This is a genomic window from Streptomyces sp. NPDC093252, from assembly GCF_040683675.1.
Lineage (GTDB): Bacteria > Actinomycetota > Actinomycetes > Streptomycetales > Streptomycetaceae > Streptomyces.
Map to the genome: position 1 here is coordinate 1 of NZ_JBFBEM010000027.1, position 19,763 is coordinate 19,763.

Here is a 19,763-nt window from a genome sequence, read left to right on the forward strand (position 1 = left end):
GTTCCACGACAGGATCCAGAGGCCGGAGCCGGTGGCCACGGCCCGGACACAGTCCCCGTCCCCGTCCCCGTCCCCGTCCCCGTCCCCGTCCCCGTCCCCGTCCCCGTCCCCGTCCCCGTCCCCGTCCCCGAAGTCTCGGAGGGGTGCCCGCCCTCCATCGTGCACAGGGTCGCCTCGATCACTTCGTCCGTCGCCGCGTCGACGGTCACGACCACGACCTTGGGTGCCCCGAGACGCGCCATCAGGACTCGTCCGGTGTGGACCGCCTCGGCGTGGCCCATGGTGCTCATCCGCTCGGGCACCTCGACCACGGCGACCGAGTGGGCGACGTTTCCGAGTGAGCCGTGTGCGCGTCGCACCCTGAGGAGCAGCGGCATCGGTGCCTCTTCGACCCGCTCGCTCAGGGGGGAGCCGCCCTCCGGTACGCGGACGACGGCCAGCGCCAGATCGGTCGCCGAGGCAGCCGAGGTCGCCGACTCCGCCGCGTGTCCCACGCGATGTCCGTCGCGCTCGAAGGCCGCCTCCATCGACGCGAGGAACGCGGACAGCGCGCTGCTCGGCGGGTCGTTCGCGACGAACCGGACGGATCGGGGCCGCCACCAGTCGAGGCCCTTCAGCCCGCTTCGCCCGGTCCGGCCGGTCCGCCCGGTCCACTCGGTCCGGCCGGTCTGTACGGCTGAGCGGTTCAGGGGATGCCGTGTCGGCGACGACTCCATGGTGCCTGCTGCCGGGGCTGACTCCTGTCGCGTCACGAAAGCCTCCTTGAGCCGGTGTCATCGACCGGCCTGTGCGGGACGTACGCATGGGTGAGGCGCCGATAGCCGGCGAGGAGCTGCGCGCAGCCCCTCTCGGTGGCGAACCGGGCGGCGGCCGTGCGGGCCCGGCCGGTGACCTTCCCTTCGTCGGCGAGCGCCGCGCGCAGGGCTTCGACCAGGGCGCCGGCGTCCCCGGGCGGGAAGAGATAGGCGTGGTGCCCGTCGGCGAGGGTGTCGCTGATGCCTCCGCTGGAGGGGGTGACCACCGGGACCCCGGACGCCATCGCCTCGACGACGGTACGGCCGAATGTCTCGTACGGCGAGCCGGTGCAGAACGCATGGCTGGCGGCGTACAGGGCGCTGCGGTCGGTGCCGTGGACGAAGCCGAGGAGGTGGATGCGGGGTGAGGCCGCGGCCAGTTTCCTGATCCGGGTGGTGATGTCCCGAGGGCCCTCCCCGGCGATGAACAGGGAGAGGTCCTCGTTGCCCGGGAGGGCGCTGAGCCTGAGGAAGGCTCCGATGACCAGGTCCAGCCGTTTCTCCCGGGCGAGACGGCCCAGGTAGAGCACGCGCCGGCCGCGGCCGTCGTAGCGCGGTGCCAGCCTGGTGAGGACGGTGGGGTCGGCCCGGTCCGCGCCGAAGTCGCCGATGTCGACACCGACGAAGGGGATGTGCCGGGTCGGTACGTCACTGAGCCCACCCAGGGTCGCGGCGGCGTGCGGGGTCGCGCAGAGGGCGGCGTCGAAGTGGCGGTACACATGGCGCATGACCGGCCGGAACACCGGTGTGCGCAGATGGCGCCAGAGCGGGTAGCTGGCGGCGAAGTTGAGGTAGTCGCTCTGGTACTGGGCCACGTACGGCACGCCGTGCCGCCGGGCGTGGGCGTGTCCCGGCATCCCCCACGAGGCGAACATGTAGGAGCGTTCGGGGTCGGTGACGACCACCAGGTCCGGCGCGATCCGCTCCAGTGCCGCGTCGATCTGCGCGAGGGCCGCCCGGCGCGGTACGCGCAGTACCGGGTAGGGCAGCCAGGGCTTGGAGGCATAGGGGTACAGCTCCGGGGCGGGCGCGACGGCCGCGGTGACCGGGCTGACTCCGACAGCGGAATCGGGGACCAGCAGACACAGCCGTACGTCCGGACGGGCCGCGAACCAGCGGGCGCGTTCCGCGTTCCCCAGTGCCACGCCGGTGACCTCGGGGGGATAACTGGCTGTGATCCAGACGACGGTCAGGGGTCCGGGTTGTGCAGGTGCAAGCAAAGGTTCGACCTGCCCTTCGGTCTCGGGACATCCATGATCCATCGGGCAGGGCCGGATCACAATCAATGTCCGGCCATATGACGGAGGCCCTCGAGCCGATCCAAGACTCTCTCTCAAAGAGCAAGTAAACAGGTGCAGTTGGGGATATTGCTGGGTTGGCGGGCGATCCTCGGCAGGGGCGGAGCGGGTGCGAGGGCGGTCGGATGCCGCCCCGGACGGCCCGGCGAGTCCCGTGCGGCTCTCCGGGATCAGGGGCAACTTCCGTTCGCGTCTTTCGTATCGCAACAGCGCGGATCGACTCACGTCGACCCGCTCCGGCCTGCCGCGCCGCTCCGGCTAGGTACCGGTCGTCCCGAATGTCACCCGGTAGTAGCAGGCCCCCTTGCACGACATCGTCGCCGAGTCGTCGAAGGCGTAGGAGTAGGCGTAGGGAGCGGCGCGTTTGAAGACCTGGGTGTAGTCGACCGGCCATTTGGAGGGGATGCAGTTCTCGCGGCCCGCCCACTCGGCGAGGCAGCAGTAGGTGTTGCCGCCGAACGCCTCACAGGGCGGCTTGCAGCCGATGACCTGGCCGCCCGAGACGGCCTGCATCTCGGTGGGGCAGTCGACCTCCGAGGTGCAGACGCCCTGGTAGCAGCCCGAGGAGCTGACGGGGTCGACGGTCGTGGTGTGGGAGACGTTGATGTACATGGGCAGGTTGGAGCCGTCGACCATGCTCACGTCGTAGAAGTCCATGCCCGCGTAGGCGTCGAAGGTGAACTCCCCCAGTGTGGTGGGCGGGTTGTAGCCGCCGCACACGCTGGTGCAGTGGCCGGTCGCGCACTTCCCCGCCGCCGTCGAGGCGCATCCGGTGCGGCCCCAGATGCGTCCGCCCCAGTCGTTCTCCACGGTCACCGACATGCTCTGGCCCGGGGTGAGCTTGCGGCCCTCCGGGTAGACGGGGGTGTTGGTCACGACCGCCCAGATCGTCTTCTGGGTCTCGTTGACGACGGTGATCAGTCGCCGCCCGGCGGGCGCCGTCGACGGCTGCGCGACCGAGGGGTCGCCCGGCTCGGCGGTCGGCTCCCGCTGCTCCTTGTCCGGCTCCTGCTTCCGTGTCCTGGTCGCCGACGGCTCGGGCTCGGCGGAGCCGGAGGCGGACGGGGAGGCGGACGGGGAGGCCGTGCCGCTCGGGGAGGCGGGCGGGGCGGGGCGCGGCGCGGACGGGAGTGCGGCGGCCTCGCGGTCCTGCGTGCGGGCCCCGTCGCTGCCGGACGGCGACCAGGCCCCGTAGGCGATCAGGACCCCGGCGACCGTGAGGGCGACCGTCCCCGCGTACCACCAGCCGCGTCGCGGTCGTCTCGTGCTGTGCCTGCTGCGTCGTCGTCGTGCCATGCCGGCGCCTTCCTCGTGGTCTTCGGATCCGTCCCTACACATCGGTGACCACGCCGAGGACGGCCGGACAACACATTTCCGTCGCCGAACCGCCGATTCTTCCGTCCTGCTCATTTCTGTTGTCGTCGGCGGCGTCGGCGGGTCTCCGATTCAGGGAGAGTGCTCACGGGTCCGGTGCCGGACCCGGCACTGCCGGACCGCAAGCGGAAGAAGAGGCCCACATGCACAACACCCACAGGGGTGGACCCGACCCCGGCGTGGTGACGGCCGCACGCTCGGGCGACAGACAGTCCCTGGAGCAACTGGTGAGGCAGTGCCTGCCACTGGTCTACAACATCGTCGGCAGGGCCCTGAACGGTCACGCCGATGTCGACGACGTCGTACAGGAGACGCTGTTGCGCATGGTGCGGGGGCTGCCGAAACTGCGGGACCCGTCCGCGTTCCGGTCCTGGCTGGTGTCCATCACGATCCGGCAGGTACGGAACCGGGAGAACCTGCGGGCGTCGGACCGCGACCGCCGGGCGCACCTCGAGGACGCGGAGGCCATACCCAGCCCGGCCCTCGACTTCGTCGGTCTGACCATCCTGCGCCTGGGACTCACCGAGCAGCGCCGCGAGGTCGCCGAGGCCACGCGCTGGCTCGACCCGGACGACCAGGAACTGCTGTCCCTGTGGTGGCTGGAGGAGACCGGCGAGCTGGAGCGGGCGGAACTCGCCACCGCGCTGGGCCTGTCCGACCGGCACGCCGCGGTTCGGGTGCAGCGGATGAAGCAGCAGATGGAGGTGTCCAGGCTGGTGGTGCGGGCGCTGGCGGCCGTGCCGCGGTGCACGGTGCTCGACGAGACCGCCGCCACCTGGGGCGGTACCCCGAGCCCGCTCTGGCGCAAGCGGTTCGCCCGTCACGTCCGCGACTGCCCGGTGTGTGCGGGACGGGACGAGGATCTGCTGCCGATGGGCGGGCTGCTGAGCGGGCTGCCGCTGGTGGCTCTGCCGTCCAGTCTCGACCCGGGCCGGGTGCTGACCGCTGTCACCGACGGGGGTGCGACGCCCTCCGGGCCGGGGGACATGGACTCCGGCCCGGAGGGCGAGGGCGGCGGCTCGGTCCTGGACCCCGCCCCGGGCGTCGGCGCGCCGCCCTCGGTCTCCGCGCACTCGGCGACGGAGGGTCACGGTCTCGCGGGAGCGCACCGCCGCCGTGGTCCGCGCCCGCGCGGCACACGGGGGCGGACCATCGCCGGCTCGGCGGGAGCGGTGGCGGTCGTCGTCACGGTGACCGCGCTGATCGTGACCCACTTCAACGCGGACTCCTCGACCCCGGCCGACACGAGAACCCCGCCCGCACCGATCCCCACCACCTCCACCCCCACCCCGACTCCCACCCCTTCCCCCTCTCCCTCTCCGTCTCCGTCCGTGTCCTCCGGCCCCAGCCCGTCGCCAAGACCCTCGGCGGAGTCGGCTCCGCCGCAGCAGTCCGCGGCGGCGCCCGTGCCCGTCGCGGCCGGGGACAAGAAGGGCGTCGGGGTGTGGGACTTCAATGGAGTGAGCCAGGCGCTCGGCGCGAGCGGGGCGCGCTGGTACTACAACTGGAACAGTCAGCATCCGGGCGTCTCGACCCCCGCGTCGGCCTCCTTCGTCCCCATGATCTGGGGCGAGGCGTCCGTCACCGACGCCCAGCTCACCCAGGCCCGCGCGAACGGCCCCTATCTGCTGGGCTTCAACGAACCCGACATGGCGGAACAGTCGAACATGTCGGTGGACAGGGCGCTGGAGCTGTGGCCCAGGCTCATGGCGGCGGGGCGGGTTCTGGGCAGCCCCGCCGTCGCGACGGGGGCGGACACCCCGGGCGGCTGGCTGGACCGGTTCATGTCGGGCGCCGAGGCGAAGGGTTACCGCGTGGACTTCATCACGGTCCACTGGTACGGGGGTGACTTCCGCACCGCGCAGGCCGTGGACCAACTGACGTCCTACCTGGCCGCGGTGTACGAGCGCTACCGCAAGCCGATCTGGCTGACCGAGTACGCGCTGATCGACTTCTCCCAGGGGACCCGTTTCCCCTCCGCCGAGCAGCAGGCCGATTTCGTCACCGCGTCCACGGAGGCGCTCAACGACCTTTCCTACGTGCAGCGTTACGCGTGGTTCGGGCTGGGCGCGGACCCGGCGAAGCCGAGCAGCGGGCTGTTCACGGACGGGACGACGGCGACGGCGGCCGGCCGCGCCTTCCGGGCCGCGCGCTGACCGGCCGCGCGGCTGCCCCCGGCCACCGGCAACAGGGCCCGGCGGCCGGGGGCAGCCGTGCGGTCATGGGCTCACACCCCAGGTGATGCGGTAGTCGCAGTCTCCGGAGCAGGTGAGTACGCCCGTCTCGTCGTCGTTGACATAGGAGTAGGCGAAGGGTTCGGCCTTCTCGAACACGGCCGCGGAGTCGACCGGCCACGACGAAGGCACGCACTTCGACCGCTCGGCGTACTCACCCGTGCAGCAGGTCTGGTCCGTGCCGTACACCAGGCAGGCGCTCAGACAGGCCACCACACGACCGTCCCGGACGCGTTGCAGTTCGTCGGGGCACATGGCGTTGGCGTCCCGGGTGCATCCCAGGTCGGAGCATCCGTTCTCGTCGATCCTGTCGGGGGTGGAACCACCGTCACTGTTGATCCACATGGGCAGGTTGTTGCCCTCGACCAGGCTGACGTTGTAGAAGTCCATGCCGTTCCAGGCGTTCAGATTGAACTCGCCCAGGGTGGAGGGGAATTCTCCCCAGGTCCGTCCGCACTCGAACGCGCCGCAGTCCCCGGACAGACAGCGCCCCTCGCCTGCGCCGTCGAAGTCGCAACCGGCGCGCGCCCACACCCGGGCCTCCCAGTGGTCGGGGATGGTGAAACTGACGCTGGCCCCCGGGCGCAGCTCCCATCCCGTGGTCGTCACGCCCACCGGACGATCGGGGTCTTCGGCGACCGCGGGCCAGATCGTCTCGTCGAGGCGGTTGACCAGTGTCATGGTCCGCTGGCCGGGGCCCGGATCCGCGGGCTGCCCGGCGGTCCGGGACGGCGAGGGGGTGGCGGGGCTCGGTTTCCGCGCCCCGGGCGAGGCCGAGGGCGACGGCGACCCGGTCCGCGGCGAGGTCGTCGCCGAGGGGCTCGGGACGGAGGTGGGGTCGGCCTCCGGCGTACGGGGCGTGGAGGGGGATGTGGACGACGACGGTGCCGCTATGGCGTCGTCTCCCGTCTGCTGACGGTTGATCAGCAGACCGGCCGCCACGGCGAGGCAGGTGAGGAACACCGCGGCGGCCAGGACGGCCCGGCCACGGCGTCCCGGTGAGCGCCGCCGCCCCCCGGAGACACGATGCCGACCCGGCACACCTCGCGCGTGCCCTCGTCGGCGCATGGGCTTTGGGCCACGATGCATGTCACCACACTCCTGTCCGCTCCACATCCGGTTCCGCCGCGCCGCGATGCACTGCCGTGCGAGGCAATGCGGTGCGGTCGGCGGGGGTTTCCGTAGTGGAGACCAGGGCTCTTGGCGCTGGATAACGGAAAGGGGGCGGGGGACGGTGGCCGGGGCTGAAGTGGGCGAGGGGCGGTGTCACGGTCAGCCGGGCGGTGGAGCGGGACGGGGCGGGGCGGGTCAGGTCGGCGCCGGTCCGGTGATGTCAGGACCTTCCGCGTCCCGCGCCCCGCCGGGTCACGGATCTAGTGCGCGTATTGAGTCGTGATCAATCTGTGGGGTTCGCCCTCGTGGTCGCGCCTGATCCGATAGATCGTGTTGCGTGACACGACGGTCCGCAACCGCTTCCGGCAGTGGCGGGACGCCGGGGTCTTCGAGGCCCTGCTGGAGGGTGCGATCGCGGAGGCCGCGAAGCGGGGTGAGGTGGACCTGTCGCTGGTCGGCGTGGATTCCACCACGGTCCGCGCTCACCACGACGCCGCCGGGATGCGCCTCGACCCGGACACGCGGGCCGACGTGGAGATGGCGGCCGAAGAGGGGGGCAGGGCCCGGCAGAAGGGGGAGTCCCGGAGGAAGAAGAAGGGCAGCCGGGGTGGCCGGCCTGTCGGCCACGACGCCGAACTCCACGAAGAGCGCAACACCGTCGAGCACCCGATCAACAGGCTGAAGGCCCGGCGGGGCATCGCCACCCGCTTCGACAAGAAGCCCGAGAGCCACCTCGCCGGCCTCCACCTCCGCGCCTCGATGATCTGGATCGAGGACCTCACCAAGACCCTTCCTCGGTCATGACCGAATACGCTCCCTAGTCCGTCCCAGGGCGGGACGTCCGTACTGATGGACGTCCGTACTGATGAGGCCGTAGGGGTCCGCCCCTACGGGCTCGTGCCCTCGCTCCGGGCTCTCGGGTTCCCCGGCCTCGACCGGCTGAGAGCCCAGGGGACCGCGGCCAGTGCTGTGTCAGCGCTCCGCTTCCCTGAGCGCGGGTGACAACCCCGCCCAGGGATTGGGCAGTTCCCCCGTGACCGGGCCGGCGACCGCGGCGCCGCGCGCGTGCGCGGTCCGCACGGCGAGCGGCACCAGCGCCTCGGGTACGCCGTAGACCAGATGACAGAACCGCTCCGGCGGGTGCCTGGCCGTCCAGGTCGGTCTGCTGAACGCCGACACATAGGTCGACCAGTGCCCTTCGAACGTCACCACCAGATCCGCGATCCGCGCGTACCCCGGCGCCGGATGCGCGCCCGGGTTGAGCACGATGGGCGAGGCACCGAGGCGGCGTACCCCGCGTACCAGGCGTCGGCACGCGGACAGTTCCTGCGGCGCGGCCGTCACCTGGTCGAGGAAGCAGCCCTCGGTGCCGTACCACTCGTGGTGGCGCAGCACATCGCGCATCACCTCGGACTGCGGGCGGGTGCCGTAGTCGGTGTCGACATAACCGAGCAGCCGCGCGCCGGCCTCCCGCAGCGCCCCGGCCACCGCCGTGAACGCGGGGTCGGGTTCCGTACCGGGGCCGTTCGCCGGGTTCAGCACCACGCCATAGGTGTGCGAGGCCGCCTCGATCAGGCGATGCCACGCGCCGGGGTCCTCGGCCGGATGGACGTACAGCGGAACGAGCAGGCTCACGGAATCCGGACACCTTCCGGCCGTGCCACCTGGGCCCACAGCGCGCCCAGGGAGTCGTCGAGGGTGTACGAGGGCCGCCAGCCGAGCGCGGACCCCGCGGCCGTGATGTCCGAACACTGCCACGAGACCTCTCCGGACCGGGCCGATCCGCCGCCGTTCTCCTCGATTCGCCCCCGGAACCCGGCGATCCGGGCCAGCGCCCGCACCAGGTCCCGTACCGGGGTCGCCCGACCGCCGCCGATATTGAGCACCGCCGGCAGCGGCCCCGGCGCCCGCGCCGCGAGCACCGCCGCCCGCGCCACGTCCCGCGCGTCCACGAAGTCACGGTACGCCGACAGATCGCCCAGCCGCAGAACCGCGTCGGGGTCGTTGCCGGCCGCGCGCAGCAGTCCGGCGAGCCGGCCCGGCAGCCCGGTGACCGGCGCACCGGCCCCGAGCGGGTTCCCGACCCGCAGCACCACCGCGTCCAGCCCCGATGTGGAGACGGCGACCGTACCGGCGAGCTTGGTGGCCCCGTAGACGGACAGCGGGCGGGTGGCCGCCGACTCCGTCACTGTGGAGTGCGGTACGCCGGGGCCGTACTCGGCGGCCGAGCCCAGATGGACCAGCCGCGCCGACGGCGCCGCGTCGCGCAGGGCGGCGCACAGTACCGCCGGGCCCCGGGCGTTGACCTCGGCGAGGGTCACCGCGTCGCCCCCGGTGGCACCCGCGCAGTTGATCACCGCGTCCGGCGCTGCTTCCTTGAGGGTGTTCGCCAGGTCGTCCGGGTGGACCGTGGCGAGGTCGATGCCGAACCCGGCGGCGGAGGACCGGCCGCCGCCGAGCACCCGCACGCCCTCCAGGGCGCGCAGATGCCCGGCCACATGGCCGCCCAGATAGCCGGTGAGGCCGAGGACGAGAATGCGCATCGGTTGGTCAGGCTCCCTTGAGCAACAGCGACTTGCGGGTGGTGAACTCGGCGTTGGCCTGGTCGTAGTCGTCCGGGCGGCCGATGTCCAGCCAGTACCCGTCGAACTCGTAGGCGTGCGGTGGATCGCCGCGGCCGAGCAGGTCGAGCACCAACTCGTCGAAGCCCAGCGGCAGCCCGGGCGTGTAACCGTCCAGCGTGGACCGGGACAGCCCGTACACGCCCATGGAGACGCGGTAGTCCATGCTGGGCTTCTCGGTGAAGGCGACGACCCGGCCCTCGGTGGTGGTCAGCACCCCGAAATCGATGTGCACCTTGCGGGCGTACGTCGCGATGGTGAGGGGCGCACCGGAAGCGCGGTGGGCGCCCAGGACGCCCGCGTAGTCGAGGTCGGTGAGGATGTCCCCGTTCATGACGAGAAAACTCTCGGGCAGCTTGTCCAGCATGGTGACCAGCGGTCCCATGGTGCCCAGGGGGCTCTCCTCGGAGACATAGTCGACGGCCATGCCCCACTGGCTGCCGTCACCCACGTAGGCGCGGATTATCTCGCCGAGATGACCGATGGCGAGGGTGGCTCGTCTGAACCCCGCCGCCGCGAGTTGCCGCAGCACGATCTCCAGGATGGCGTGCTGGTCTCCGATCGGCACGAGCGGCTTGGGCAGCGCGGTGGTGTAGGGCCGCAACCGGACGCCCTTGCCTCCTGCCAGGATCACAGCGTGCATGGGACTCCTTCTTGGTGTCCGTAGTGTGCTTCGGGCTCTCGTGGACGTGCTGTCCGTCAGATGTTGTAGATGCCGGTCTTGTACCGGGCGAGGTTCGCGGGGTCGCGGAAGAATTCCACGGTGCGCGCGAGGCCCTCCTCCAGGGAGTGCGCCGGCCGCCAGCCGGTCGCCGCGGTCAGTCGGCTCGCGTCGGCGACCAACCGCATCACCTCGGAGTTCGCGGGCCGGATGCGCGCGGAGTCCTCACGTACGTCGAGGCCGGTGTCCATCACCTTGCCGATCAGCGCGACCAGGTCGCCGACCGAGATCTCCCCGCCGGTACCGGCGTTGAAGGTGCGCCCCACCACCTGCCCGGCGGGCGCACCGCCCACGGCGAGGAACGCCTGCGCGGTGTCCTTGACGTAGCAGAAGTCCCGGGTCGGACGCAGATCGCCGAGGGTGATGATGCGTTCCCCGGCCGCGATCTGGCCGATCACGGTCGGGATCACGGCCCGCATCGACTGACGCGGACCGAAGGTGTTGAACGGCCGCAGCGTCACCACGGGCGTGTCGAAACTGGCGTGGTAGCTGTCCGCCAGCCGGTCACCGCCCGCCTTCGAAGCGGCGTACGGGGACTGGGTGTTGATCGGGTGGTCCTCGGTGATCGGCACCGTCTGCGCGGTGCCGTACGTCTCGCTGGTCGAGGTGTGCACCAGCCGGGGCGTACCGAGGGCGCGCACCGCCTCCAGCACATTGAGCGTGCCGGTGACATTGGTGTCGACGTAGCTGTGCGGCGCCTGGTACGAGTACGGGATCGCGATGAGCGCGGCCAGGTGGTAGGCACACTCGGCGCCTTCGAGCAGGGAGCGCACCGATCCGGGGTCGCGGACATCGCCGAGGACGATCTCGACCTGGTCGAGGACGTCCTTCGGCAGGGTCTCCAGCCAGCCGTAGGAGGAGAACGAGTTGTACTGCGCCATGGCCCTCACCCGGTGCCCCGAGGCGACCAGCGCCTCGGTGAGGTGGGAGCCGATGAAACCCTCGGCTCCGGTGACGGCGGCGAGTGGTGCGGTGGTCAACGCGTACTTCCTTTCGGCTGATGGTGCGGGGTGATGTGTCTTGTGTGGGCCGGGTTCGATGGGCTGGGGGCGGTACGTCGTCCCGCCGGGCGTGGCGCGTGGCGCGTGCCGCGCCCGGCGGGTGGACTCATGCGTGGGGTGCGGGTCGTCCCAGCAGGCGCAGCGCCCAGCCGAGCAGGCCCAGCGTCGCCGCCCCGGTACAGACCGACAGGGCGTCCAGGGCGATGGGCGGGTCGGCCAGGGTGAGCGCGCCGGCCACCGCGGCGGCGGCCAGGGACAGCACGGCCGGAGGCCACGCCACCCCGAACGCCTGGAGCAGCAGGGCGATCCACAGGGCCGCCGCGAGCAGCAGCAGCGGAACGGGCGGGGAACCGGTGAGCAGCGCCAGCGGCAGCAGCGGCAGCAGATAGCAGCCGAGACACAGGGCGAGGACGCCCGCCGAACGCAGCCGGAACCCGGCCGGTGTCGCACTCGCCCGCAGCGCCGCCACGGACAGCCCCCGGAAGCGGTACAGCAGCCATTCGGCGAGCCCCATGCTCACGGTCAGCACGATCACCGCCCAGGGCTCCTCCCGCCCGAGCAGCAGCACCAGCGTGCCCGCCGCCAGCCCGAACAGGCCGTACGGCAGTGACCGGCCGAGCGGAGGCCGTACGGTGTCCGCCGCCGGGGCGGTGCCGTCGAGGGCGGTGCGCAGCACCACCGCGGCGGCACCGACCGTACCCACCAGGGCCAGCAGCGGCAGCCCGGCGCGCAGCACATCGCCCGGCTCCCACCACGGCAGTACCGCCGCCCCGGCGACCAGCGGCGCGAGGGAGGCCAGCAGCAGCCGCTCCCTGCCCAGCACCAGCAGCACACCCGCCGCCGCGAGATACATCGACTGGGCCGCCGCGGCGACCATCGCGGCGCCCGAGCCGGAGAGCAGGATGCCGGCCCCGGTCGCCGCAGTCGCGCCGAGGGGAGCGCCCTTGAGCAGGGTGACGGCCGCTTCCCGGCGGCCGGCGACCATCCGGGCGAAGGCCCGGTGGCCGAGCGCCTGCCCCCACGCCCAGGAGACGAGACCGGCCACCACCAGTACGGCGAGGGCACGGTCGGCGTCCCACAGGGGCGAGGTGAGCACATACGCCAGCCCCGGCAGCGCGAACAGGGCCCCGCGCAGGGCGGAACGGACATGGTCCGGGCGCCAGGGGTCGGGTGGCGACTCGGGTTCCGGGAAGGTGCGCGGCACCTTCTCGTAGAGCGCGGCGGCCAGGGAGAAGAGGTTGCGGTGGCCGTACCGCTCCTTGATCAGCTCACCGGTCAGGCCCTCCGACTCCAGTAGCGCGGCGACCTCGTAGGGGTGCACGGCGGGACCGATCCGATCGGCCAGCTCGGCCGCCAGTTCGTCGACCGCCGCGTGGTCTATCTCGAACCTGGGCCGGCGCAGCGTCATCGTCTCGTCCCATCGCAGGGCCTTACGAAGCGGGGCTTTGACCATGCGCAGGGCGAGGGTCTCGCCCTGGCTGCCGTCGGGGTCGAGAGGCATCGGTCCGCTCATCCGGCCATGCTCCTCGTGCTGATGACGGCCGCGCCCACGACCGGCTCCGGCCGGTGGGCGGCCGGGCTCCACACCCGGGCGGCCGAGGCCAGTTCCAGATAGATCGAGCGAAAGGTGTCGACGGTCTGGCGCAGGGTGAACTGCTCGATCACACGCGCCCGCGCCGCCTCGCCCATCTGGCGGCGGCGCTGCGGATCGCCCAGCAGCTCCAGCGCGGCGTCCGCCATCAGCTCGGGATCGCGTGGCGGGACCACCAGACCGGCGCTGCCGACGGCTTCGCGCACACCGCCGACATCGGTGGAGACAGTGGCCCGCCCGCACGACATGGCCTCGATCAGGGTGAACGGGAAGCCCTCGCTGATGCTGGAGAGCATCACGACGTTCCCGGCGGCGTAGGCGTCCTTGATGTCGTCGACCCGTCCCTCGAAGGTGACCGCGTCACCGTGACCGAGGTCCGCGGCGAGGGCTTCGCAGCGCTCGCGGTAGGACTCGCCGCCGCGCGGTGTACCGCCGAACAGCCGGAGGGTGGCATTGGGGATCTTGCCCCGGACCAGGGCGAAGGCGCGTATCAGGGTCTCCAGGTCCTTGATCGGGTCGACCCGGCCGGCCCAGCTCAGGGTGGGTGCGACCGGTTCGGGCCCGGCCGGGGGGAAGGCGCTGGGGTCGACGCCGTTGTAGACGGTGCGGATCGACTCGGGTGCGGCCCCGCCCTCCTCCTCCCACAGCCGGTTGTACCGGTTGCCCGGGGTGATCAGCGCCGCACGCCGGTAGGTCTCCTCGGCCAGCAGCCGGAAGAATCCGAGGACGACGGCCTTGACGGGCCAGCGGTAGGGGGCGGTGCGGTAGCCGAGGTAGCGCTCCCGCAGATAGACACCGTGCTCGGTCAGCAGCAGTGGCACACCGTGCTGTTCCAGCGCGGCGAGCCCCGGCAGCGCGGCGACCCCGCCGCTGACCGCGTGCGACACCCCGTCCCGGGGCAGCGGTGTGGCCAGCGGGCGCAGGGCGTGTTCCAGCAGGCCCGTCGCGGTGATCGCGTCATGCAGCGTCGGGCGGGCCTCCCGTACGGTCAGGCCCGGCCGGTTCCACACCGCGGTCAGCAGGCCGATCGCCTGGTCGTCGCGGAGGAAGGGGCTGAGCGTGCCCGCCGCCGCGGCCCGGGCCATGGTGTAGAGGGCGGGGGCGAAGCCGTGCTCGGCGCGCGGGTCGAGCAGGGCCGCGAGGAACTGCTCGTAGGCGAGGGCGAGTTGGTTACGGCTCCGGCCGCGCGGCGGGCGGCCGTCGGGCGCGGGACCCCACATGGGGACGGAGTCGACATGGGTGACATGGGCGGGGACATCCCAGACGAGGGGTTCGCGTCCGGTGCCGGTCACGGCGATCACCTTGAAGTCGAGATCGGGCATTCCGGTGACGAGCTGGTCGCACCAGACGCTCACCCCGCCGTGACTGTGCGGGTATGTGCCTTCGGTGAGCAGGGTGACGCGCGTCGCTGCGAGACGGCGCGCGCCATCGGAAGCGTGCATGGATGGGCTCCACGGCTGAGGTCGGTGGTGGGTGCAGCGACCCCGGCCGCACTCGGTGCGGCCGGGGCAGAGGCCGCGCTCAGGTCTCCGGGAGGTACGGCACCTGCCGGCTCGCGCCGGGGGGCACCGTGGTCGCGGGTGCGGTGGAGGTGGCCGCCCCCGCGGTGTCGTCGATCGCGGCCGGGGCGGCCGGGGCCGACGGCAGGGTGAAGGTGAGTGGCTGCCCCGCCGAGGCGGTCCAGCCGGACACCGCGCCCGCGTAGGCGCCGCCGAACGCCGAGCCGCCCAGGGTGGTGCCGGTGGGCAGGGTCGCGGTGACGGCCACGCCGTTCGGCGCCTCGACGGTCACCGTGTCGCCGACGCGGTAGGCGGTGACCTGACCGGCGGCGAGCGCCGCGGCCCAGTCGGCGCGCCGCTGCATCTCGATGCCGAGGTCCTTCATCGGAAGGTTCACCACGGGCGTGCTCGCCGCGAACAGGGCGTCATAGCCGTCGAGGACACCGTCGAGGACGGGGTAGGCGATCCGGTCCTCGGCCAGGTTCGACTGGTGGATGAAGTGCGGCTTGGGATCGTTGGCGAGCACATGCCCGAGTGCGGTCCTGGTCTCCAGCGGCACGATGTATTCGGCGTAGCCGGTCGCGGTGTCGAGCGGCGCCGCGAGGCAGGTGGTGGTCGCCGGATTGTCCTCGCAGATGCCACTGCCGCCCTGGGCGCGGCTGGTGTAGATCCAGTTGTACTCGTCGACCTGCTCGGCGGCCCGCCCGGCGTTGTAGAAGATGTTCATCGGGTAGCGCGGGACGGTCGTCGCGGGGCCGGCCGCACGCTGTACGGGGTCACGGGAGCTGTCCGAGGCGAGCCACTCGATACCGTTGGCGGCGAGCGCGGGAGCGAGATTGGGGTTGTCCACCGGCTGCTGCGGAGAGATCTGCAGACCGGAGTGCTCGCCGGTCACCAACTCCTCGTTGTCCAGCTCCAGTCCGACGGACTCGCCCCAGACCCGGTTGGTGGCGATCTCGTCGGAGATGGTGGCCTCGCTGACCCACTGGGTACTGCCGTTCGCGTTGGTGGCGCACACCCACGGCACCACGGTCACGTTCTGCACACAGCCGAGATAGGGGTGCGAGTAGGTGTGGTTGACCCAGCGGAAGCTGCTCTTGTCCTCGATGAACTCGTCGGCGAGCAGATCCACGCCACCGTTGTCCTCGCGCTGGTTCACGCTTCCTGCGCCGTTGTAGACCATGTCGAGGGTGATGCCCTGCTCCTGCTGCCAGGTGACGGCGGCGTCGACATCCGCCGGGGTCATCCGGATCGGATCGGACACGCCCTGCCCCGGGGCACAGTCGATGTCGCCCGGCGTGCAGTTGAGTGTGGAGTCCCAGCGGTCGTCCGCCGCGAACACATCGTCGACATGCACACCGAAGTAGTTGCGGGAGGCGCCGAGGTGCACCCCGCCCGTCATCCACTCCACGATGCCGCGCGCCAGCAGCCGGAACTGCTGCTGGTACTGGTTGTAGACGAAGGTGACGACAAGTTCGCGCCGCCCGTCGTGCCGGTACTCGCCGACCAGCGACCCACGGGTCGTCCGCCCCGGGATCGGGGCGTCCACGTAGCTGGTGAAGTCGGCGCCGGGCGCGGGAGTCGACAGATAGCCGTAACTCTCACCCACGGTCGGTGAGTTGTTCTCGAACGGCACGGCTCCTTCGAGATACCCGAACGGCCCCGCCGCACCGGCAGTGGTCACCTGCGCGGTGACCCCGTCCAGGCTGCCCGAGTAGCCGCCGTAGACCGGGTACTGAAGTCCGGCCTGGGGACGGGCGTAGGTGTAGGCGTCGACCTGCGGAATCGCGTACGTCTGCTCGTAGGAGACCAGCGCCGCCATCTCGGCACTGCCGGCCGCGAACGGATTGTCGTTGGGCAGCACGACCGCCTGGTACTTGGCGCGCGGCACGCTGCCGGCCGTGTCCGCGAGGAAGGCCGCGTTGATCACGGGTCTCGCGGGATCGGTGAGATCGATCTCGGTGTACGGCGTTCCGGCGGTCCCGAGTTCGGACGCGATGGCGTCGGTGGCCGGGCCACCGTCGCTGACGATCAGGACCCGCAGATCGATGCGGGGCGTGACGGTGTCGGCGTGTGCTGTGGCCGGGGCCAACAGCGCGGCGATGGCCGCGCCCACGGTGAGCGCGGCCGTGCGTATGGATCGCTTCATGCGGTGAATTTCCCTCCCCTGGCAGGGGTGGGTCACCGCTCCTGCACAGAGCGGACGCACCCCCCCGATGCGCCGCGCCACGCCCCCCTAAGACGTTCGCTGACGCACTCGCAGCATCCATGGTGATGTTCTTGTGTAGCTTTTGTGGTCCAGAAGCGGAACGTGGCGGAAAAGTGCGGGCGACGGGTTGGGGGACGAATCGGCCCGCGCGGCCCGTCCGGAAGGTGCGTTCTCGCCAGGTCCGGACCCAGGCGGATTATATGTTCGCAGGTCAGGGTCCTGCCCCCGGTCGCTGTCGGCCCCGCTGTCTTTGCTCCGCCATGACCGCACATCCTCGACAGGGCCGTATACGTCCCCGTTTTTCGTCTGGTTACATCCCATGTGGATCTCGGTATGCGGATGGCGGCCGTCCCCCGGAGTCGGCCGCCCTGTGAACCGCCTGTGCGTCAGGCGCAGAGCACCCGGGTCTCGGGGGTGTAGACCGGACCGCCGCTGATGCTCGTGCTGTCGCTGAACTCGATGTAGTTGTACGAGTAGAAGCCGATGTTGCCGTTGCAGCCGGAGGCGGCGTCGACCGACAGCGTGAGGGTCACGGTCCGGCTCTGGCCGGGCGGGATCGTGGCGCCGTAGTTGGAGCCGAGATTCGCGGGACCGGTACCCGAACACGGGACGGAGCCGCCGCCCGGGGTGGCCAGCGTGCAGCCGGTGAAGCTGTACAGCAGGTCGGGCCGCTGGGTGGTCAGCCACGTCGGGTCGATCGTCTGGTAGACGAACCAGATGTCGTAGGTGTGGTTGTTGGTGAGCGTCATCGACAGGCTCACCGAGCCGCCGGGCGTGGTGGTGGCGGCGCTCGTGCTGAACGTGAGGTCGGCCTGGGCGGCGCTCGCGGACGGCGTGAAGCCGAAGACGGCGAGCGCGACGGCGAGAACGGAGGTGAGCCCGAAGCGTCTGAGCAGAGTTGATCGCATGGCCAGGGAGGCTAGGCAGATCGGACGCGCAGCGTCTGCCCCGCGACGCCCCTCGAACGTGCCCCGCGGCCGAAAGTGTGCGATGCGTGAAGACGGTGTGGAGGCGTCGTCACGTACCGTTCGATCGGTATCCGCGCACTCCACGGAGTGTGAGGAGGAAGGGGACCGAGGAGCGGACGGGACCCGGGCGGGAAGGTGCGGCCCGTGGGGGAATTGGCGAGTTTCCCAGGGGGCGCGGAGTTCCTGACACACCTCACGTATGGCCGACTTTCACAGGAGGTCCATCGGTGGCGGGGTATCGGCCGGGCCGTCATGGTGTCCATCACGGGCTCGGTGGAGGCGGGCAGGGGTACCGGTGAGCGGCGGCGGCAGAGTCGGTCGCCATGCCGTCGGCCCGTCGGACAGTGGGTGGACCAATGCCCTGTCGCTCGCGTCGATGCGCAGGGAGATCCCCGTGGAAGCCGCCCGAGAGCGATGACCTGATCAGTCCTCGACGGTGATCGGACCGCGGCTGACCGCAGTCGCTGCCCGCCTCGCCGACCACGTGGATGTCGGCCTCGTTCGCCGGCATCCCGCCGCAGCCCGGCCCGCACGACCGGATGGTCGTCGACGATGGGCACGGTGATCGGTTCGGGTTCCGTCATTGAGGTACCTCCACCGGGATCGTGGTCCCCTCGCCCGGCGTGCTGCTCCTAAGCTGCCTGCTCCCGCCGAGCTTCCCGGTCCTTCTGCGCATTCCCGCCAGCCCGTACCCGTGCGGGGGCGGTTGGCGTCCATACCGTCCCCGTCGTCGCTCACCCGCACCGCGATGATGGAGCAGTGATCTTCAGGGATTGTGGCGGTCCTGTTCTGGTGTCCTGCCTTTGGGTTCGGCCTTGGGGACCAGCGGAACAGTCAGTAACGCCAAGCACTTGATCTCGGGCTTCTTGTCGAAGCGGGTGGCGATGCCCCGCCGGGCCTTCAGCCTGTTGATGGGATGAACTGCGGCCTGCCAGCGGCCCGCCCCCCGGTCAGGACGATGGCCGGCGGGCGGCACGTGCGCCCGCCGGCGACGTGGACCCTGCCGGTCCGCCCGCCCCCGGAGCGCCCGAGCAGGACGGCCTCCAGACGGAGCCCGCGCCGGCGCCGGACACGCCTCCGCTCGTCCCAGTCCGGGCCGCCTGCGATGTCCTGCCCGGCTTCTTCCTCCGGGACTCCCCCTTCTGCCGGGCCCTGCCCGCCTCTTCGGCCGCCATCTCCAGGTCGGCCCGCGCGTCCGGGTCGAGGCGCATCCCGGCGGCGTCGTGGTGGGCGCGGACGGTGGTGGAATCCACGCCGACCAGCGACAGGTCCACCTCACCCCGGCTTCGCGGCCTCCGCGATCGCACCCTCCAGCAGGGCCTCGAAGACCCCGGCGTCCCGCCACTGCCGGAAGCGGTTGCGGACCGTCGTGTCACGCAACACGGTCTATCGGATCAGCCGCGACCACGAGGGCCGAACCCCACAGATTGATCACGACTCAATACGCGCACTAGATCCGCGAGTTGCGCACGGACTGCCACACGGCACCGGCCAGCGCGCGCGTCGCCCGCGGGACGGACAGATGCTCGTGCTCGCGGTACAGGGCCCAGTTGTACTGCACGAGTGACAGCTTGTTGGAGGACAGTGATCCCGCCTGGTGGGCCCGGTACACCGCGAGCGGCTCGGCCAGCCCCCGGGCGTCGGCGCCGTCCCGCATGATCGACAGCCACAGGGCGTAGTCCTGGCGCTTGCGCATCTCCGGCATCAGCCGGGTGCCGAGGGCCGCGCGGTCGTACATGGCGGTCAGGGCGCCGATGTAGTCGCGGACCAGCATCGCGCGGTAGTCCACATGCTCCCGGGCCCGGACCACCCGCCCGTTCGGAACCCAGCCGGTGCTCTCGCCGTCGTAGTCGGCGTCCATCTTGTAGTAGGAGGTGAACGTCAGGGGCGCGGTGCCCTCGGCGGCGAAGGCGAGCTGCTTCTCGGTCTTCTCGGGAAGCCACATGTCGTCGCTGTCGAGGAAGGCGATGTAGTCGCCGCGGGCCCGCGCGATCGCCAGGTTGCGGGCCCGGCCCGCGCCGCCCTGTTCGGCCGCGCGCTCCGGCAGGACCCGCTCGTCCCGGGCGGCGAACTCGCGCAGCAGGTCCATGGAGCCGTCGGAAGACCGGTCGTCGGTGATCAGCAGCTCCAGATCGGTGTGGGTCTGTGTGAGCACCGACCGGACGGCCGCGCCGAGGGTGGTTGCCGAGTTGTACACGGGCATCACGACTGACACCAGGGGCACAGCGGTTCTCCTTGCCAGACCAGGAACGAACGACGGTCCATTCAAGCACCGCGATCGAGCGGGGGCTGACATGCGCCTGTCCTGCCCGCCCCGGGGGGGTGATCGGGGCGGGCAGG

14 protein-coding genes and 3 pseudogenes are annotated in these 19,763 nt (G+C 71.4%); 3 read left to right on the forward strand and 14 right to left on the reverse strand.

All coding sequences use genetic code 11. From position 1 onward, the window contains the following. The 3 genes and pseudogenes from AB0O01_RS35855 to AB0O01_RS35865 all read right to left on the reverse strand — a co-directional run. Window positions 1-752, reverse strand: a pseudogene (locus tag AB0O01_RS35855) (hypothetical protein); the annotation flags it as partial. Beyond that, window positions 749-1,939: a glycosyltransferase gene (locus AB0O01_RS35860; RefSeq protein WP_365320231.1), complete on the reverse strand. Its 1,191-nt coding sequence runs from the start codon at window positions 1,937-1,939 to the stop codon at window positions 749-751. The pseudogene AB0O01_RS35855 and the gene AB0O01_RS35860, both read right to left, overlap by 4 nt. Window positions 1,940-2,350: 411 nt before the next feature. Next, entirely contained in the window at window positions 2,351-3,388 is a 1,038-nt protein-coding gene (locus AB0O01_RS35865) for a thaumatin family protein (protein ID WP_365320232.1), read from the reverse strand. 221 nt (window positions 3,389-3,609) lie between these two features. On the opposite strand from AB0O01_RS35865, the gene AB0O01_RS35870 reads away from it, so the two are divergent. Further along, window positions 3,610-5,622: a sigma-70 family RNA polymerase sigma factor gene (locus AB0O01_RS35870; RefSeq protein ID WP_365320234.1), complete on the forward strand. Its 2,013-nt coding sequence runs from the start codon at window positions 3,610-3,612 to the stop codon at window positions 5,620-5,622. Window positions 5,623-5,685: 63 nt separating this feature from the next. Here AB0O01_RS35870 and AB0O01_RS35875 read toward each other — a convergent pair whose 3' ends face one another. Continuing rightward, complete coding sequence (locus AB0O01_RS35875; protein WP_365320236.1) at window positions 5,686-6,381, reverse strand: thaumatin family protein; 696 nt, start codon at window positions 6,379-6,381, stop codon at window positions 5,686-5,688. Here AB0O01_RS35875 and AB0O01_RS35880 point away from each other — a divergent pair. Together AB0O01_RS35880 and AB0O01_RS35885 are read left to right on the forward strand one after the other, a co-directional pair. Beyond that, entirely contained in the window at window positions 6,368-6,616 is a 249-nt protein-coding gene (locus AB0O01_RS35880) for a hypothetical protein (protein ID WP_365320237.1), read from the forward strand. The two genes, AB0O01_RS35875 and AB0O01_RS35880, sit on opposite strands and share 14 nt — an antisense overlap. Before the next feature lie 542 nt (window positions 6,617-7,158). After that, window positions 7,159-7,617: pseudogene (locus AB0O01_RS35885) on the forward strand (hypothetical protein); the annotation flags it as partial. Window positions 7,618-7,785: 168 nt separating this feature from the next. Here the strand turns inward: AB0O01_RS35885 and AB0O01_RS35890 are convergent. The 10 genes and pseudogenes from AB0O01_RS35890 to AB0O01_RS35935 form a co-directional block, all read right to left on the reverse strand. After that, complete coding sequence (locus AB0O01_RS35890) at window positions 7,786-8,448, reverse strand: spherulation-specific family 4 protein (RefSeq protein ID WP_365320238.1); 663 nt, start codon at window positions 8,446-8,448, stop codon at window positions 7,786-7,788. Beyond that, window positions 8,445-9,356 carry an NAD(P)-dependent oxidoreductase gene (locus AB0O01_RS35895; protein WP_365320240.1) on the reverse strand — a complete coding sequence of 304 codons (912 nt, stop codon included), beginning with the start codon at window positions 9,354-9,356 and terminating at the stop codon, window positions 8,445-8,447. Before AB0O01_RS35895 ends, AB0O01_RS35890 begins: the two co-directional genes overlap by 4 nt. A 7-nt stretch (window positions 9,357-9,363) precedes the next feature. Beyond that, a complete protein-coding gene (locus AB0O01_RS35900; protein WP_365320242.1) occupies window positions 9,364-10,077 on the reverse strand; it encodes a sugar phosphate nucleotidyltransferase in 714 nt (237 codons plus the stop codon). A gap of 56 nt (window positions 10,078-10,133) precedes the next feature. Then, window positions 10,134-11,135, reverse strand: a complete 1,002-nt coding sequence (locus AB0O01_RS35905; RefSeq protein WP_365320244.1) for a GDP-mannose 4,6-dehydratase — start codon at window positions 11,133-11,135, stop codon at window positions 10,134-10,136. Between the two features lie 127 nt (window positions 11,136-11,262). Continuing rightward, the gene (locus tag AB0O01_RS35910) at window positions 11,263-12,669 is read right to left on the reverse strand and encodes a hypothetical protein (protein ID WP_365320246.1); all 1,407 of its coding nucleotides are present in this window, start codon (window positions 12,667-12,669) and stop codon (window positions 11,263-11,265) included. After that, entirely contained in the window at window positions 12,666-14,189 is a 1,524-nt protein-coding gene (gene pelF / locus AB0O01_RS35915; RefSeq protein WP_365320247.1) for a GT4 family glycosyltransferase PelF, read from the reverse strand. The genes AB0O01_RS35910 and pelF overlap by 4 nt, the downstream gene beginning before the upstream one ends. Before the next feature lie 79 nt (window positions 14,190-14,268). Further along, complete coding sequence (locus AB0O01_RS35920) at window positions 14,269-16,395, reverse strand: hypothetical protein (protein ID WP_365320249.1); 2,127 nt, start codon at window positions 16,393-16,395, stop codon at window positions 14,269-14,271. Window positions 16,396-16,841: 446 nt separating this feature from the next. After that, entirely contained in the window at window positions 16,842-17,363 is a 522-nt protein-coding gene (locus AB0O01_RS35925; protein ID WP_365320251.1) for a hypothetical protein, read from the reverse strand. A gap of 972 nt (window positions 17,364-18,335) precedes the next feature. Then, window positions 18,336-18,791, reverse strand: a pseudogene (locus tag AB0O01_RS35930) (hypothetical protein); the annotation flags it as partial. An 82-nt stretch (window positions 18,792-18,873) separates the two neighbouring features. Further along, complete coding sequence (locus tag AB0O01_RS35935) at window positions 18,874-19,647, reverse strand: glycosyltransferase family 2 protein (protein WP_365320252.1); 774 nt, start codon at window positions 19,645-19,647, stop codon at window positions 18,874-18,876. Window positions 19,648-19,763: the final 116 nt, after the last annotated feature.